General features: G+C 42.8%; 16 protein-coding genes. 9 read left to right on the plus strand and 7 right to left on the minus strand.

The features are described from left to right. Positions 1-32: 32 nt before the first annotated feature. Positions 33-1,313: an MFS transporter gene (locus tag V1502_RS20075; protein WP_409252360.1), complete on the plus strand. Its 1,281-nt coding sequence runs from the start codon at positions 33-35 to the stop codon at positions 1,311-1,313. 22 nt (positions 1,314-1,335) lie between these two features. On the opposite strand, the gene msrB is transcribed toward V1502_RS20075, so the two are convergent. From msrB to V1502_RS20090, 3 genes are all read right to left on the minus strand, one after another. Further along, positions 1,336-2,301 (minus strand): peptide-methionine (R)-S-oxide reductase MsrB, encoded by a 966-nt coding sequence (gene msrB, locus V1502_RS20080; protein WP_409252361.1) that lies wholly within the window; start codon positions 2,299-2,301, stop codon positions 1,336-1,338. A gap of 123 nt (positions 2,302-2,424) precedes the next feature. Continuing rightward, complete coding sequence (locus tag V1502_RS20085) at positions 2,425-2,841, minus strand: VOC family protein (RefSeq protein WP_409252362.1); 417 nt, start codon at positions 2,839-2,841, stop codon at positions 2,425-2,427. Positions 2,842-2,873: 32 nt separating this feature from the next. Beyond that, complete coding sequence (locus V1502_RS20090) at positions 2,874-3,683, minus strand: aminoglycoside N(3)-acetyltransferase (RefSeq protein WP_409252363.1); 810 nt, start codon at positions 3,681-3,683, stop codon at positions 2,874-2,876. A gap of 248 nt (positions 3,684-3,931) precedes the next feature. Between V1502_RS20090 and V1502_RS20095 the strand changes: the two genes are divergently transcribed. Genes V1502_RS20095 through V1502_RS20105 form a run of 3 tightly spaced genes read left to right on the plus strand, consistent with a single transcriptional unit; the run spans position 3,932 to position 6,455 of the window. Then, entirely contained in the window at positions 3,932-4,813 is an 882-nt protein-coding gene (locus V1502_RS20095) for an ABC transporter permease subunit (protein WP_409252364.1), read from the plus strand. Next, the gene (locus tag V1502_RS20100; RefSeq protein ID WP_409252365.1) at positions 4,810-5,847 is read left to right on the plus strand and encodes an ABC transporter permease subunit; all 1,038 of its coding nucleotides are present in this window, start codon (positions 4,810-4,812) and stop codon (positions 5,845-5,847) included. Before V1502_RS20095 ends, V1502_RS20100 begins: the two co-directional genes overlap by 4 nt. Continuing rightward, complete coding sequence (locus V1502_RS20105) at positions 5,841-6,455, plus strand: hypothetical protein (protein WP_409252366.1); 615 nt, start codon at positions 5,841-5,843, stop codon at positions 6,453-6,455. Before V1502_RS20100 ends, V1502_RS20105 begins: the two co-directional genes overlap by 7 nt. Before the next feature lie 417 nt (positions 6,456-6,872). Here V1502_RS20105 and V1502_RS20110 read toward each other — a convergent pair whose 3' ends face one another. Beyond that, positions 6,873-7,643, minus strand: coding sequence for an SDR family oxidoreductase (locus V1502_RS20110; RefSeq protein WP_409252367.1), 771 nt, complete (start codon positions 7,641-7,643; stop codon positions 6,873-6,875). Between the two features lie 23 nt (positions 7,644-7,666). Continuing rightward, positions 7,667-8,299, minus strand: coding sequence for a GTP cyclohydrolase I FolE (gene folE, locus V1502_RS20115; protein WP_409254402.1), 633 nt, complete (start codon positions 8,297-8,299; stop codon positions 7,667-7,669). A 316-nt stretch (positions 8,300-8,615) separates the two neighbouring features. Here folE and V1502_RS20120 point away from each other — a divergent pair, with 316 nt between their 5' ends. The 5 genes from V1502_RS20120 to V1502_RS20140 all read left to right on the plus strand — a co-directional run bounded on the left by V1502_RS20120 (position 8,616) and on the right by V1502_RS20140 (position 14,099). Then, complete coding sequence (locus tag V1502_RS20120) at positions 8,616-9,497, plus strand: dimethylarginine dimethylaminohydrolase family protein (RefSeq protein ID WP_409252368.1); 882 nt, start codon at positions 8,616-8,618, stop codon at positions 9,495-9,497. A 194-nt stretch (positions 9,498-9,691) separates the two neighbouring features. After that, the gene (gene rluF, locus V1502_RS20125) at positions 9,692-10,399 is read left to right on the plus strand and encodes a 23S rRNA pseudouridine(2604) synthase RluF (RefSeq protein ID WP_409252369.1); all 708 of its coding nucleotides are present in this window, start codon (positions 9,692-9,694) and stop codon (positions 10,397-10,399) included. Positions 10,400-10,945: 546 nt separating this feature from the next. Then, complete coding sequence (locus V1502_RS20130) at positions 10,946-11,728, plus strand: HAD-IIB family hydrolase (RefSeq protein ID WP_409252370.1); 783 nt, start codon at positions 10,946-10,948, stop codon at positions 11,726-11,728. A gap of 133 nt (positions 11,729-11,861) precedes the next feature. After that, positions 11,862-13,352 carry a glycine betaine uptake BCCT transporter gene (locus V1502_RS20135; protein WP_409252371.1) on the plus strand — a complete coding sequence of 497 codons (1,491 nt, stop codon included), beginning with the start codon at positions 11,862-11,864 and terminating at the stop codon, positions 13,350-13,352. A 369-nt stretch (positions 13,353-13,721) separates the two neighbouring features. Beyond that, positions 13,722-14,099 carry a VOC family protein gene (locus tag V1502_RS20140; RefSeq protein ID WP_409252372.1) on the plus strand — a complete coding sequence of 126 codons (378 nt, stop codon included), beginning with the start codon at positions 13,722-13,724 and terminating at the stop codon, positions 14,097-14,099. A 43-nt stretch (positions 14,100-14,142) separates the two neighbouring features. Here the strand turns inward: V1502_RS20140 and V1502_RS20145 are convergent, their stop codons facing one another. Together V1502_RS20145 and V1502_RS20150 are read right to left on the minus strand one after the other, a co-directional pair. After that, positions 14,143-14,820 (minus strand): YdeI/OmpD-associated family protein, encoded by a 678-nt coding sequence (locus tag V1502_RS20145; RefSeq protein WP_409252373.1) that lies wholly within the window; start codon positions 14,818-14,820, stop codon positions 14,143-14,145. Between the two features lie 4 nt (positions 14,821-14,824). Then, positions 14,825-16,045 carry an ATP-binding protein gene (locus tag V1502_RS20150; RefSeq protein WP_409252374.1) on the minus strand — a complete coding sequence of 407 codons (1,221 nt, stop codon included), beginning with the start codon at positions 16,043-16,045 and terminating at the stop codon, positions 14,825-14,827. Positions 16,046-16,268: the final 223 nt, after the last annotated feature.

Genomic DNA, 16,268 nt, shown 5'->3' on the forward strand with positions numbered 1-16,268 from the left:
AAACGGAAATCGTTTCCGGGAGGTCTAGACCGATGAAGGCTTTTACAAAAGAAGAAAACAGCTGGATGTATTATGATTGGGCTAATTCCGCTTATACCATCATCATATCCACTGCTGTTTTTCCGTTGTTTTATAAGGCTGCCGCCACCAAAGCAGGGGTAAGTGCCTCGGATTCTACTGCCTATTTAGGGTATACCATCGCCATCGCTACTTTTATACTAGCGATGCTTGGGCCGATTCTGGGCACCATTGCCGACTATAAAGGGTTTAAAAAGAAGTTCTTTACCTTCTTTTTTGTCCTGGGTGTGAGTTTCACTGCCCTTTTGGCTTTCATCCCCAGTGATCAGTGGCTCCTTTTGTTGATCTGTTATACCTTTGCGGCCGTCGGTTCTGCAGGTGCGAATGTATTTTACGATGCTTTCCTGACTGATATTACAACAGATGAAAAGATGGATAGAGTTTCCTCGAGAGGCTTTGCGCTTGGGTATATCGGAAGTACCATCCCATTCCTCATCAGCATCGTCATCATCGTGCTTTCTCAAAGCGGGACCATCCCTCTTTCCACTACGGTGGCAAGCAAGATTGCCTTCCTGATCACCACTCTGTGGTGGGGACTGTTTGCCATCCCGATGTTTAAGCATGTCCATCAGCGTCACTATGTCGAGCCGGAGCCGAACCCGGTGGTCAACAGTTTCAAGCGTCTCGGCAAAACGTTTAAGGAAATCAAGAAATACCGGCCATTATTTTTGTTTCTGCTTGCCTACTTTTTTTATATTGATGGAGTTGGAACCATCATTACGATGTCTACAGCCTATGGATCAGATCTCGGTATCTCATCCACCAGTCTGTTAATCATTTTGTTTGTCACTCAAGTCGTGGCGGCTCCATTTGCGGTCCTATACGGAAGGCTTTCCGAGAAGTTTACAGGGAAGAAAATGCTCTATGTCGGAATCATTGTTTATATTTTTGTCTGTATCTATGCTTACTTCCTTGAAACCACGCTGGACTTCTGGATCTTGGCCATGCTTGTTGCCACCTCACAAGGAGGCATCCAGGCACTGAGCCGCTCTTATTTCGCAAAGTTGGTGCCGAAACAGAATTCCAATGAGTTTTTCGGTTTTTATAATATTTTCGGTAAGTTCGCCTCGATTATGGGCCCTTTACTTGTCGGCGTCACAGCCCAGGTGACAGGTGACTCAAGTACAGGCGTTTTCAGCCTGGTCCTTCTCTTTATAATAGGAATCATCATCCTATCACGGGTGCCGGAACCAAAACAGCATATGACTGCGGTGGATGTAACGGAAAAAGCTTGATGGAAATTCCATCAAGCTTTTTTTAATCTCCTGCTCCAGGAAAGAGAATTTTAAAATCCCCATATCCTTCTTTTTCAAGATCTTCTACAGGGATGAACCGCAAGGCAGCTGAGTTGATACAATACCTCAATCCATTCTTTCCCGGACCATCCTCAAATACATGGCCCAGATGGGAATCGGCCTCCCGGCTCCGGACCTCCACCCTTGTGCTTCTATGGCTTAGATCATACTTTTCTTTCACACTTGCAGACATGACGGGCTTTGTGAAGCTTGGCCAGCCGCAGCCGCTGTCATACTGATCTTTGGAGGTGAACAGCGGTTCGCCGGAGACAATATCGACATAAATCCCTTCTTGGTCGTTATCCCAATAGTCATTTTCGAAAGGCGGCTCTGTTCCATTCTCCTGCGTGACATAATACTGCATCGGCGACAGCTTATCTTTAAGATGGGAAGTATCTTTCGGCCAGTACTCTTTCAAAAATTCCTGCCTGCCCGAACCTCTGCGGTAGAGTTCATACCTGAAGTTATTTTTTTTATAAAAATCCTGATGATATTCTTCGGCTGGATAAAAAGGCTGGGCAGGAAGGATCTTCGTCACAATCGGTTCGTTAAACCGCCCGCTGTCTTCAAGCTCCTTTTTAGACATTTCCGCCTTTTCCCTTTGGCTCTCATGATGATAATAGATGGCCGTTGTATAAGCTGTTCCCCTGTCACTGAACTGGCCTCCTGAGTCAGTAGGATCGATCTGCTGCCAGTACAGCTCCATAAGCTTTTCATAAGGAAACAGCTCAGGATTAAATGTAATTTGAACAGCCTCCCTGTGCCCTGTATTGCCAGAAACCACATCACCGTAGGTTGGACTTTCCTTAGTACCGCCTGTGTATCCAGAAACAACCTCTTGAATGCCTTCCCTCTCATCAAAAGGAGATACCATGCACCAAAAACAGCCGCCGGCAAAAGTCGCTTTTTCATAGTGTGTTTGGGTCATTGAACCCTCCTCCATATCCCAGAAAATGATGCAGCCAATCCTGGAGCTTAAATGAATGCTATTCCTATAACAACATTTTAACCCCTAACTCCGCCATCCTGACGTGCGTTTCACGTGAAACAATCACTGAATCGTATACTTCTCCTTAAACTCCGGACTGAGTTCGCTCCAAACGTCGAATTTATTGCCATCCATGTCCCAGAAAACAAAATTTCTGCCAGCATGGCCCCTGTCTTCTATATCGCCGACTTTCATTTTCTTCTTTTTGAAATCTTCCTGAATCTCACTCAATGCGGGCAAACCGTTGACTTCAAAAGTTAAAGCAAAGTGCTCTTCACCATTTTTGTCAAAGAAGTTTGACGATTGATTCCTTCCTGCGTGAACAAGGAAGAAGCTCTGATTAGCCAAGTTCAAAATGGCCTTATCCTCATCCTGGTAGTTAACTTCTGCCCCTAGATTAACTGCATACCATTCAGCGGCCGATGCAACATTTCGTACAGGAAGATAGGTCGTCCCCACTCTTAACAGTTTTTCACTCATCTCATATCCCATTCCTTTCCAAGGTCCAATATTTAATTGGGTTGATTCTCCTGCAGCCAGTCTCGTGCAAAGTCCACTGCTGAGCGCTGTTTCATCAGTTTACAGGCTGCATTCCCGATCATCGCCGTTTTTACAGGCTGATTTTTCTCAAACTCTTCCCCCAGTTTTTCAAAAGGATCCGAGTCATAAAGAATTTCTTCATACGTCTTCCAAACACGATGGCCATTCTCTTTCATCGCCGTCCCTTTTTGAACTCTTTCACGACCCTGAATGCTGTGTTCGGCAAAGTGAAGGGACGTATTGCTGTCATGAGTAACACCCAGCAAGAGGATTTCTCCGTCCAATTCATAGATTTTAGCCAGTGGGGAATTCGGACCAAACCCTTCCTCCAGTGGTTGTTCACTCAGGATATAATCAGCATGCTTTCCCCAGGCAGTAAATGAATACACTGGATGTGAACTTCTTTTTACACCCGGGAACCCTCTGAATGTATCTGCTATCGCCCCCATGCCTCTTGTCGGAGTATAATCCGGGTCATATGCCGGCATTTCCTCGCGGATAATCGGCCACCACTCTTTGGGTACCGGCGGCTGCTCCCACTCCGCCGGGTCGGAGTTGCCGGCAGATTGAGAAGGCATAATCAGTGTCCCCTCATTTCCTACTGCCTCCATCAACGCTTTCACCACGGCGACAGCACCTCCGCAAACCCATCCCAGGGAGCTTAAAGATGAATGAACAATCAGGGTCATACCCTTTCTTACCCCCATTTGTTGAAAATCTTCAGTTAAGCTTGTAGTTGTGTGCGGTGTCTGTAATTGTTGAATCGCTTTTTGTTCTGTCATACTTATCCCCTTCATTCTTCTCAATTAATCTACAAAAAATAATAGTATCTCCCAAATGTCTATTATTATCATACCGGGCTTTTATTACCTTTATCTAGTAAAATATCAGAAAAAGATCTTCCTTGAAGGAATAATTTGTAAGTGTTATAGTATAGGGTGAAATAATCTGAAAAATTTGAAATGTAGTTGTAACACAAAGGGACTTTCTGGAAATGAAATTTCACTTTAAGTGGCTAAGGAGGCTTTTCATGAAGCAGTTCATATGGCTGCCCATCCAGTTTCTGCTGACGTGCGCAGGATTATTTTTATTCAGCGCTGCCGGTTCTTTGCTTTTTTACGATCATGAACTTGTTATACATATCGCTAAATATCTTAATACTTTAAAACAAATCTTCCATGATTTATTGAACCCAGGTTCTATATTCATTACGGTGGGGCAGGATGAAAAAACCTATCCGCTCTTTCCTATGCTGCTGAAACTGTTTGGATATTCATTCCTCCTGTTAATCACAGCGTTTGCCATTGCGGTTGTTGTTTCGGCTTCCATCAGTTATCTGATTATGTTCCTCCCTAGATGGGCGTACCGGATTTCCATGAGGATCCTGGATGTGTTTGATTCCCTTCCGGATGTTTTGATTGTCGTCTCTTTACAATTATTCATCATCTGGCTTTTCAAGCAGACGGATATCCTGTTGTTTGATATTTACAAGCTGGGTGAAGATAAAATCTATGTGCTGCCGATTGTCTGCCTGTCTGTTCTGCCCATTGCTTTTCTCACCAAGCAGTTCCTCTTCCAAATCAGGGAAGAGGAAGACAGGCCATATGTCGAATATTCTTTTTCAAAAGGGTTTTCGAAAGCGTATACCCTGTGGGTCCATCTGTTCCGGAATGTCTGGATTCAATTCTACTATCATATTAAACCGATTTTCCTTTTAATGCTTTCTAACCTGCTGATTATTGAGATCCTTTTTAATATCAATGGGTTTATGTTCGTCTTGCTGGCGACAGCCACTGCCAAGCCAAGTGCTTTCTTTATTGGAATGCTGCTTATTTATATTCCATTCTTTATCATCTTCAGCATCAGCCGGATTCTTTTGACAAAAACGATTGGAGGGGAGCTTGAGGTATGAGTGTATTTAAGTCATTCCGTTTTTGGATTCCCTTTGTGATTATCACCGGGATGGTTATCGGAAGCTTTCTCGTTCCCGTTCTCTATCCTGATTTGTCGGAATCTGGACCTCCTTATTTAAAGGATCCCGAAACCAATAAGGTCATTGCAGCGCCGCCTTACTCGCCTTCCGAGATGCCCCCCTTGGGAAGTGACAAGATTGGAAGAAATATCTTTCTGATGCTCGTGGACGGTGCTAAGTATACGCTGCTCGGTGCACTGGCGATCGCATTGCTAAGAATGGCCGGCGGGTTTGCCACTGGGCTTACTTATGCTTTCATGCCGGGGTGGTTTCGCTCTGGATTCAAAGGGTTTTGGGATACGTTTAACTTCATCCCCTTAGCCATTGTCGGTTATATTTTGCTGTATCCGCTTCAGATCGCCTACGAAAACGATGCGCTTACCAGCATTCGCTTTGCCTTAATTGAAGTCATCGTCATAGCACTCATTGTCATTCCGTCTCTCGGTATGTACATCGGTCAAGGAATGAATGACTTTATGAAACAGGAGTTCATCGAGGCCTCCAGGCAAATGGGAGCCAGCCGCTTTCACTTGATTAGAAAGCATTTAATGCCTCACTTCGGGCGACATTCCATCGTGATGTTCTCTGAACAACTTTCGCAAACGCTGATTCTCTTAATCCAGCTGGGAATCCTGCATATCTGTCTTGGCGGACTGATGACGTCCAACATGGGGATATTGGAATATATTCCGGTTTATTTTTCGGCTACCAATGAATGGGCCGCCACGATTGCGATTAATATACAGCAGGTATTCATTCGTCCGTATATCGTGCTGGGTCCACTCTTATTCTTTGCGCTTACCATCTTCTGTGTAAACGAAATCAGTGCCGTGTTGAGGTCTGTTTTGATTGAAGGAAACCATGTTGGCTTAAAGCGCCGAAAAAAGGTTAAGCAAAGACCGGCTGCCAGAGACAGTGAACCTGATGCAGAAGACTTCACTCTCATTGGCCGAAAAGAGGAAGAAGCATGTTAAAGAAGGCTGTTAAACTTCTAACTTCAGTTATTGTCTTAATACTGTTAACTGCCTGCCGGGTTGTCTGGGTCGATGAGACATTAGAGAAACAAAAGTCTCCCGAAATAGCGAAAGGAAAGGAAACAATCACCTTGGAAGCCACTGTTCAATATAACCGCAACAGGCTTGTCATCCGCGGCCAGACAAATCTTCCAGAAGGAGCCGTCATCCATTCTGGGGTAAAACAATATCCTGACAATGAAGAGTATTTAGATGTCATCAATGGAGTTGTTGAACCGTTGGATGAATATATACTGGAGGAGACAGGCGAAACCTCGGATGATGGCAGCTTCCTCATTGTTCTTGAACGGCCCGATACCGAAAAGCAATACCAGTTATCTGTAAGATTCCTCCCCGAATTGCAGCCTGATGCTATTAGAAGTAAGTATGGAAAAGCCGGGGAAAATATCGGTTCGAGCGAAGGAGTCTATGAATATGAAACAGATGGGGTCACCTCCACAGGAATCGCCTTATTTTCCCCAATCGGTTCTTCCTCGGACGGCGGTTTCTGGTACTTGGGGAAATTTAAGCTAGAAGCAAATCAAGCGGATGCCATGCCAGCCCGATAGGTAATGCGTTGATTATTACTAATCCCTGACATCTGTCAGGGGTTTTTTAAGTTCTTGGTAATCATTGTTGAAGACTTAAGTGGTTCTAGACGAGTTTTAGTATTCTATCGGCGACTTTAGACGTTCTATCATCGAGTCTGGCAATTCTATCAAAGACTTCGCGGGTTCAATCAACGATCTCTTTATTTCTCCCCTCCTTCATGAGCGTTAGAAACTGTTCCAAAGTCATTCAGTTCATGGGCACGCTTTATCGTTTTTCTCTCATTCCCTAAATTTTAATCTCATGCTCCAGGACTTACATTAGATGAGTTACATGAACTGAATCCTAAGATCGATCCACGCAGCCTTGCAATCGGTTCAGAAGTGAGGGTGCGCTAATATAAAAAGATCCTGCATCCTATTGGATGCAGGATCTTTTTAGTCGCTGACCATACCATTTCGGTTAACAACATTGATTCCACCAGTAGCGGAGATGATGCTCCCTGTGATGAGGTCGGAGTTCTCATCGCAAATGAAGCCAATTAGACGGGAAATGTCCTCGCCTGTCCCGGACCTTCCGATGGGAGTCCGGTCATCCCTGATTTCTCTTGCTTCTGCAATCGATGACTCCTTCATCTCTCCTCTGATATCTCCAGGACAAACCATGTTGGCGGTAATTCCATATTCAGCTTCCTCTAAGGCGATAGATCTCGTTAAAGAAACCAACCCCACTTTTGCCGCACTGAAAGCCGAGCGGTATATCCAGCCAGGGGAGTGCTCCGCATCCTGGAAGCCGTAATTGACGATCCGGCCGAATTGTTGTTTTCTCATGATCGGAATGGTCAATTTCAGGAAGTGAAAAACAGCTGTCAAATTACCGTTGATCATCTCCTCCCACTCAGCATCCTCATAGTCGATCAGCTTCTTGCGCTCAAAAATATAAGGGCCGGCATTATTGATCAAATAATCAATGCGGCCGAATCGGTTCATTGCCTGCTGAATAATGTTAACGATATCTTCTTTTTTCGTGATATCGCCCTGAACAAATTGAAGCCGGTCAATATAAGGCGCCCATTCCTGCTTTAATTGTTCGATCCTTTCAACGTCACTTTTATAATTGACGGTAACCGAACAGCCTTTTTTCAGAAATTGCTCAGTAACCTTTTTCCCTAGCCCTTTGGAACCCGCAGTGATCACTGCATGTCTCATTATTTTCACCTGCACTATCGACTTTATCTATTTAGAAGGGTTAAGAATTCCATCCTTGCATCCGCTTTTTCGGCATACAATCCCCTGACGGCTGTCGTTGTTGTCGAAGCATTTGATTTCTTGATGCCTCGTCCACACATACACATATGTTTTGCTTCAATGACAACCATCGCCCCTTGAGGTGCAAGAATATCTTCGACTGCCTGGGCAATTTCATTCGTCAGTCTTTCCTGAACCTGAAAACGTTTGGCATACCCTTCCACCATGCGGCCGATTTTCGACAAGCCCGTGATCTTCTTATCTGGGATATAGCCGACGTGAGCTACACCAAAGAATGGTGCAAAGTGATGTTCACACATGGAATGGAATTCAATATCTTTTACCATCACCAGCTCTTTATGCTGTACATCAAATACTTTCTCAAGATGAGCTTTCGGGTCTTCCCTGTAGCCTTCCGTGTATTCCATGAATGCTTTGAGCACTCGGAATGGTGTATCCTGCAGCCCGTCCCGGCCTGGATCATCTCCGCAAATCTCAATCAGGCTTTTGATCCCGTCCATATACTGTTGGGCTTTAACGATGTCTTTATTTATATCTCCAGAAGTTCCTTTAAACAAATCCTGAAGCTTTTGAATCATGAACTGATCTTCGGTCATTAACATAATAAACCTCTCACTCTCTATTATGAAATAAAACCACAAGCAGCAAAACTTACGGTTTCATGTTATACCTACTATATCACAAATCTACTCAACCTTTTATACTATGAATGCTCTTGAAAATCATTTCCAATTCAGCTAAGTTTTCAAAAGTTTTTAATATCTTTTCTCCTACAAATAAACTATTATACATTAACACTTTACCGCACTAAGAGGGACTGTCCCTCTTGGTGCGGTAAAGCGTTAAAGAGTAAATATTATATGTCAAAACTGTTTATCCTATAGATAACTTTGTTTGATGAGGAGAGTTCTTATGAGTACAGAATCTCAAGGCAAATACAGGACTTTGTGCAACAGCGAATATGATACCTTGAAGCGTGTCATTCTTTGTGAACCTCACTATATGACGATCAGGGATGTCATCAACGAGACACAGCGAAAGTACAAGGAGGAAGGCATACATATAGAAAAAGCCGTCGAGCAGCACGGTAAATTTGTTAAAACATTGAGGGATAACGGTGTGGAAGTGGCACTCCTTCCTTATCATAAAAAATATCATGAGCAAGTATTCACCCGCGATATCGGCTTTACCCTTGGCCAGACAATTTTCGTCGCTAAAATGGCCAGCGATGCCAGAAAAGGCGAAGAAGAAGTTTTAAAGCAATGGCTCGATGAAGAAAATCTGTCCTATTACAATCTGGCTGAAGACAAGATTGAGGGTGGTGATGTCATGATCGATCAAAACACCATCTATGTCGGACTTAGCAACAGAACAACACAGGAATCCGTTGACCACCTGCAGAGCCTCCTGCCGAATTTTGAAATAAAGGGCATCAAATTCAAGGAAGAGTTTCTTCATTTGGATTGTGTCTTCAATGTCATTTCACCGACAGAGGCCATCATCTACCGCGAGGCAATGACTGAAGAGGACATTGAATTCTTCGGCTCCCGCTATGAATTGATTGATGTTTCAAAAGAAGAACAATTTACCCTTGGAACCAATGTCCTTTCCATCGGAAATAAAAAGATCTTCAGTCTTCCGGTTAATAAAGAGGTAAACAAACAGCTCCGTGACAGAGGCTATGATGTATTGGAAGTTGACATTACTGAAATCATTAAGTCTGGCGGTTCATTCCGCTGCTGCTCTCTTCCTATTCTGCGTGAAGGGAGCAATGACAACATGGAACATCAATAAAGCAAATACACCCTTAGGCGCTTAATCTTCATTTCCTTAACAATTTCTTGATTACTCCTGTACCCCTTCCAGATTGAGAAGGGGATTTTATTTTTCTCTTAATAAACTAATTTCCACTTAACGATTTCTTGAAAACGTATCGTGAATTGGATATTCTTAAAGCTACAATGACATAAATGAAGGTGTGTGTGAAATTGCGTATAAATAAATTCATCAGTGAGGCCGGAAAAGCTTCCAGGCGAGGGGCAGACAGGCTGATTGAAGAGGGAAGAGTGACAATCAACGGCAAGCGGGCAAATATCGGTGACCAAGTTCATCCAGGCGATGATATACGGGTGAGCGGGCAGCAAATCAGGGTAGCCCGCAATAACGTTTATATTGCCCTGAATAAACCGGTCGGAATTACCAGTACCACGGAAAAGAATGTAAAAGGCAATATTGTGGACCTCGTAAACCATCCATTAAGAATCTTTAATATCGGCCGTCTCGATAAAGACTCAGACGGGTTGATTCTGCTGACAAACGATGGTGATATCGTCAATGAGATCCTGAGAGCGGAAAACCAGCATGAGAAAGAATATATCGTTTCCGTCGACAAGCCGATCACACCTGAATTCCTTAAGCAGATGGCCGAAGGGGTTAAAATCCTCGGTACCAAAACCCTGCCATGCGAAGTCGAACAGCTTTCCAAATTTGATTTTAAAATCATCCTGACTCAAGGGCTGAACCGGCAAATCCGCCGCATGTGTGAAGCTCTCGGATACGAAGTGTTCCGGCTTCAGCGGGTCCGCATTATGAATATTCACTTAGGAAACCTGCCTGTAGGTCAATGGCGGGATTTGACAAAGAAAGAGAAGCAGCAGCTATTCCGCGAGCTGGATTATGAGCCGAAAGAATGGTGATTTGATCTTCTATCAAACACAATCGGCAGTACATTCCGGTATAAGATAACTTCTTACGGACTGCTCACACAACCCGGTCCATTCTTTTGCAGAATGGGCCATTTTTCTATTAGGCATCTTGGAATTTCCGGATCTTTTATAAGAAAAATACACCATTTCCTTTGCACACCCTTTAAAACCTGGACTATTCTCCTGCAAAATGAAGCTTCTTCTCTGCGCCTCCTATAAAATTCGGTCCATTTTTCCGGACACCCTTTGAAACTTAGGCTTTTCTACGGCTAACTGAAACCTCATCTCTGAACATCATAAAAGATCCGCTCTAACCCACCATAGAATAAACTACTTTCCAAGCCACCCCGATAATTTTAACTGGATTGAGCCTTCTTCAGGGACAACCTAATATCCTTAAACTCTATTACTTACTGGTCAAAGCCCTGCCTACAAATCATTAAAATGTGCGAGTTTCCCGCTCCAAACTTTTTATACTTTTAAAGGCCTACTTTATAGGGATATAGGGTATAAAGAACCTTATGAAAGGAGGCTACTATGACATTCTTTATGTTTGATGTGGACGGAGTCCTGACGGATGAACACGCCCGGCCGAGCGAAGAGGTTTTGCATTCAATCGAAAAGCTTTACAAGCAAAACGAGAAGCTGGCCTTCATAACTGGCCGGTCAAGAAAATGGCTGGCAGAGAACATTTTTTCCTCCCTGAATAAAGACCAAGATTGGTCCAGTCTATACTGTGTCGCTGAACATGGTGCCATTAAAGGCAAAGGACCTGATATCCACAAATGGCAGCTTGATGATGATTTTGTCATTCAAGATAAAGTAAAAGACAAACTTCAAAAAATCAGTGAAAAACCTGACTATAACGGCCTGATAGAATGGGATGAGACAAAGGAGTCCATGGGGACGGTTGAAGCGGTTCACGGCGATCCGGGAGACGGTGAACATCTCAAAAAGACAAGACAAGCGTTAAAGGCTTTCGCAGAAGAAGCCAAGGAAATCGCTGATAAGTTTGACAAGAAGGTTGTTGTCTCTACTTACGGGGTGGATGTAATCCCGCCTGACCTCTCCAAAAAGGTCGGTGCACAGTGGATACTGGATCAAACTTCTGGGTCAGAAAAAACGGTGTATGTTTTTGGCGACAGCAAGGGTGATATTATCATGGCTGAAACAGCCCGGAGTTACGGTGCAGAAGAGGTAACGTTCTTCTGGGTAGGGGCTGGAGATCCTCCGGAACCTAAGGATGATGGGATTACTATTAAAAGTTCCACGGAGAACTTTGCAGCAGGAACCCAGAGAGTGTTAGAAGACCTGGCATAAGAAGGAAGGCTATCAGCTTTTATCAAGCCGATAGCCTTCAGCTCTCTGGAATTGAAAGCACTATTTCGAAAATTATGTTATAATCGTAGAGTTGGATACTCTCAAACTCTAAATTTTTTTGAGAGGTGAAGGTATGAGTAAAGCAACACATGTATTTTGGTATGCTTTGGCTATCTCCTTGATAGTTGTTATTTGGGGAGCAATTGCTCCTGAGAATTTAAATAATTTTTCTTCTAATTTAACTGGCCGGATTTTGAGTGATTTTGGCTGGTTCTACTTGCTGATTGTTATCGCCATTCTTCTTTTCTGTGTTTTCCTCATGTTCTCCAAGTTTGGTAAGTTAAAACTGGGAAAGAAGGATGACGAGCCCGAGTTCAGCAAATCTTCTTGGTTTGCCATGCTCTTTAGTGCGGGAATGGGGATTGGGCTTGTTTTTTGGACAACCGCCGAACCTATTTCGCACGCCTTTATCAGCAGTCCCATGAGTGACGAAGGATCAAACGAAGCAATAAAAGAAGCTTTAAAGTATTCATTCTTCCACTGGGGCATCCATGCCTGGGCAGTCTATGGAATAGTTGGATTGATCCTGGCCTACTTCAAGTTCAATAAGGGCGCTCCCGGCTTGATCAGTGCCACTCTTACTCCTTTATTCGGAGAAGAAATGATGAGAGGGGCACTCGGAAAAATCATTGACGTACTGGCCGTGTTTGCAACAGTCATCGGTGTGGCTGCTACCCTTGGTTTCGGTTCAGCCCAAATTACCGGCGGTCTTGCCTACTTATTTGGAACGCCGAATAATTTTACTGTTCAAATCCTTGTACTGGCCATTGCCACAGTGCTGTTCATCTGGTCTGCCTGGTCCGGAATCGGGAAAGGAATCAAATACTTAAGTAATATTAATATGGGATTAGCACTATTTCTGCTTCTTCTTCTATTCATTGTCGGACCAAGCATGTATATCCTCAATATGTTTACCGATACCCTCGGAAGATATTTCTCTGATTTCTTTGATATGAGCTTCAGGCTGGCTCCATTAAATGAGGAAAACCGCAGCTGGATCAACGGCTGGACCATCTTCTATTGGGCTTGGTGGATTTCCTGGGCGCCGTTCGTCGGAATCTTTATTGCCCGTATTTCTAAAGGCCGGACGGTTCGTGAATTCTTATTTGGTGTTCTCCTGCTTCCATCCTTGGTATGTTTCGTTTTCTTCGCTGTATTCGGTGTTTCCGCTCTCGAGCTGGAACAGCTTGGAACGGCAGCAATCTCTGATCTTACCTTGGAAACATCGACATTCGGTGTACTTGCTGAGTATCCATTAGGGTTCTTTATGTCCGTTCTCACGATTCTTGTCATAGCAATATTCTTTATCACGTCTGCTGATTCCGCTACCTTTGTGCTTGGTATGCTAAGCACAAACGGACAGCTGAATCCTGGTAATTCAGTGAAAATCGGATGGGGCTTGATTCAATCAACCATCGCAGCAGTCGTAGTTTACTTTGGCGGGACGCAAGGGTTGCAGAATATGCTGATCATCGCTGCCCTGCCTTTTGCAATCGTGATGATATTAATGGGCGTGTCTTTCTTCAAAGACATCCAAAAAGAAGTTCGTTCTCAACGTAAATAAAACTAAAGAGTATCCAATTCAAAGCACTGTTCCGGTTAAAGGAGCAGTGCTTTTCTTCTAATATAGGAAACTACTAAATCATGAAGCTATCAGAATAGTAAATGTGAGTTTATAATGGATGAGGATGGAAAATAATATTAACAGAACGCTGTTTTCGTATATATTGTTGCTCTCGGAAAAATCCAAAGAGCCGGATTTTTCCCTTGAAGACAAAGGCTTTTTTCTCTGAACAAGGTGAATTAGCTCTTTTCTTCCTTGTTTATCAGGCTATTTCTGGTTAATTAAGTAGATATTTTTAAAGTGTGTATTAAATAGCAACAAAGTTTACGAAAAGAGCCTAACAGAAACAAATGAAGGGAGATGGGAAAGATGGGTACAACTAGGATTCAAAAGATTGGGCAGATCGGGGTGCCTGTCCACGACATTGACCGTGCTGTTCAATTTTACAAGGAAAGGTTGGGATTGACCCTTCTTTTTAACACAGACACCATGGCTTTTTTTGAAAGTGATGGCCTCCGCCTAATGCTGACAATCCCGGAGAAAGAGGAGTTCGCGCAAGCAAGCTCAGTCATCTATTTTGAGGTGAAAGACATTAAGGCTTCCTATGAAGAATTACAAGAAAACGGCGTTACCTTTATCGATGAGCCTCATATCGCAGCTAAAATGGGGCAGACGGAAACATGGATGACTTTTTTCACAGACACAGAAGGAAATACACACGCCCTGATGAGTGAAGTGTTCTCATAAAAAAGAATCGAGAGGCGCCCCTGCAGGAGAGCCTCTCGATTTCTTATTTTTTCTGCTGTCTGTACAAATCCATGGACTTATATCCTTCTGCTAAGACCGTTTCCATCTGCTGAAGACGTTTGTCTTGTGTATCTTTCCTCTTAGCACTGTAGACGTATCGGGCCCAATCCTTTTGGTATCCGTAAGTCAAATCATTGTAGACCTGCAGTACTTCCTCGTTGTTTTTTAAGTATTGCTTCAGATCCTCAATGTTCTCAATGTAGTCATCCACGCACTGGCTCTTTTTAGAGGAAGCTTTTTTCTTTGGAGGCTGTGCCTTTAATCCAATGACGGTAAAGACTTCATTTAAACTGACCATCCTTGAAAACTTCAGGTTGCTTCCATGAGCGAAGCCCTCTTCATTGAAGTGGTCCTGATTGTAGAGGCTGTCACGCTCAATATATTGATCATAAACAGGGTTGTTCTTCTTTGGATAGGCAAAATATAAATATCCATTATCCTTGATCAGCCTTTTCCCCACTGCTTCTTTCAGAAATTCATTGAACTCCTCCAGGTTGAACACGAACCTAAACACCAGATCATATTGCTCTTTCTGGACCGTCGAGTCGTATACCAGTTCCTCAAAGTCATTGACATCCTCCGGGACATTAAGAATGGCTTTAGATGAAAATTTGTTTAAATTTAACTTCTCAATAATACTTTTCTGCGAGTTTGCGTTCATTGAATTACTCCTTTTCTTTTACATGCGGGAAGCGAAGCGTGACCGTGGTTCCAACTCCCAATTCACTCGTAAAGTGAATGATGCCATTATATTTTTCAACTATGTTATAGCAAATCATCAAACCAAGGCCGGTTCCTTTGCTTTTCAAAGAATAGAAAGGGGTACCCAGAAGGCTGATTTCTTCCTTTGACATCCCTTGGCCTTTATCTTCTATTATAATTTCCACCATGTCTTTTTTCTTTACTGTTTTTACCAAGACAGCCGCACCATGCGGAGAGGCTTCAATCGCATTTTTAATCAGGTTGATGAGCAGCTGTTTAAACTCAATGGGATTGGCGGATACATAACAATTTTCCTGGACTTGTAAATCAATATGATTGTCATGCAGAAGTCCATATGTTTTCAACAATTCTGTCACATCATCCAATACCACCTGTACTTCCACTCTGCCCAAATTACTTTCCTTATCGGGTTTTGCAATGGAAAGAAACTGGGAAATTACATGCTCAGCGGTATTCAACTCGTCAATCATAAGAGAAAAGTTCCTTTTATACTGCTGATTAAAATCGTTATCTTCTGAATAATATTGTAAGAATCCTTTTACAACCGTAAGGGGATTCCTGATTTCATGGGCTACAGCGGCCGCAAGCTGCCCTGTCGTTTTCAGCCTTTCTGCATTTTGAACCTGTTCATAATAGATGCGCTGTTTCTGGATCCGTACATTGGTTAAATAAAAAATAAAAGAGATGATCATTTGACTGCCGATAAAATTAATGATATTTCCTATTAAATCCATTTCGATATGAGAGTAATTCTTTCCCTGATCAACGAGATTAATATAGCTAAAGGTCAAGCTGATAAGGATCCCATTCATAATTAAAGAAAAATAAAATAACTTTTTATCAAAAAACAGGATAGAGACAGCAGGTATAAAGCAGAGGAAAATAAAGGTCGACCAGGTCTCGGGATAAATAAAAAACAGCAAATAAAAATAGGCTGTCGTCACCAAGATCAGTACAATTCTAAGAAAACGGCTTTCGAATCTTGGATATAGAAGCAGACATAGGGACATAAGGATGACAAGTGCTGTATGAAGCATATAGCCTGTATCGAAATTTTCCTTTCTTGGATTTGCAACCAATAATCCGGAGATCATCAGAGCAATAATCAATAAGGAAACAATATAGTATAATCTTCTGTTAAAATTCGAATAAAACTCCTTCAATTCTCTCACCACCTAAAGACCGTGATATATGTAACTATCTTACAAATCCAATCTTTAGTCAAACGCTTTAATATTCGCATTTTTTCTTCCTCTTAAAAACAAAGCTCTTATAGGTCAAGGCTTTCGGATAATTCCAAAAGGAAGAATTGTTCCCTTGGTTACAAAGGCTTTTCTTTCTTGCTTACACGGATAATTTTGGTGAATAATGCTCATACCAATTAAA

Source organism: Rossellomorea sedimentorum, from assembly GCF_046237645.1.
Taxonomy (GTDB): domain Bacteria; phylum Bacillota; class Bacilli; order Bacillales; family Bacillaceae_B; genus Rossellomorea; species Rossellomorea sedimentorum.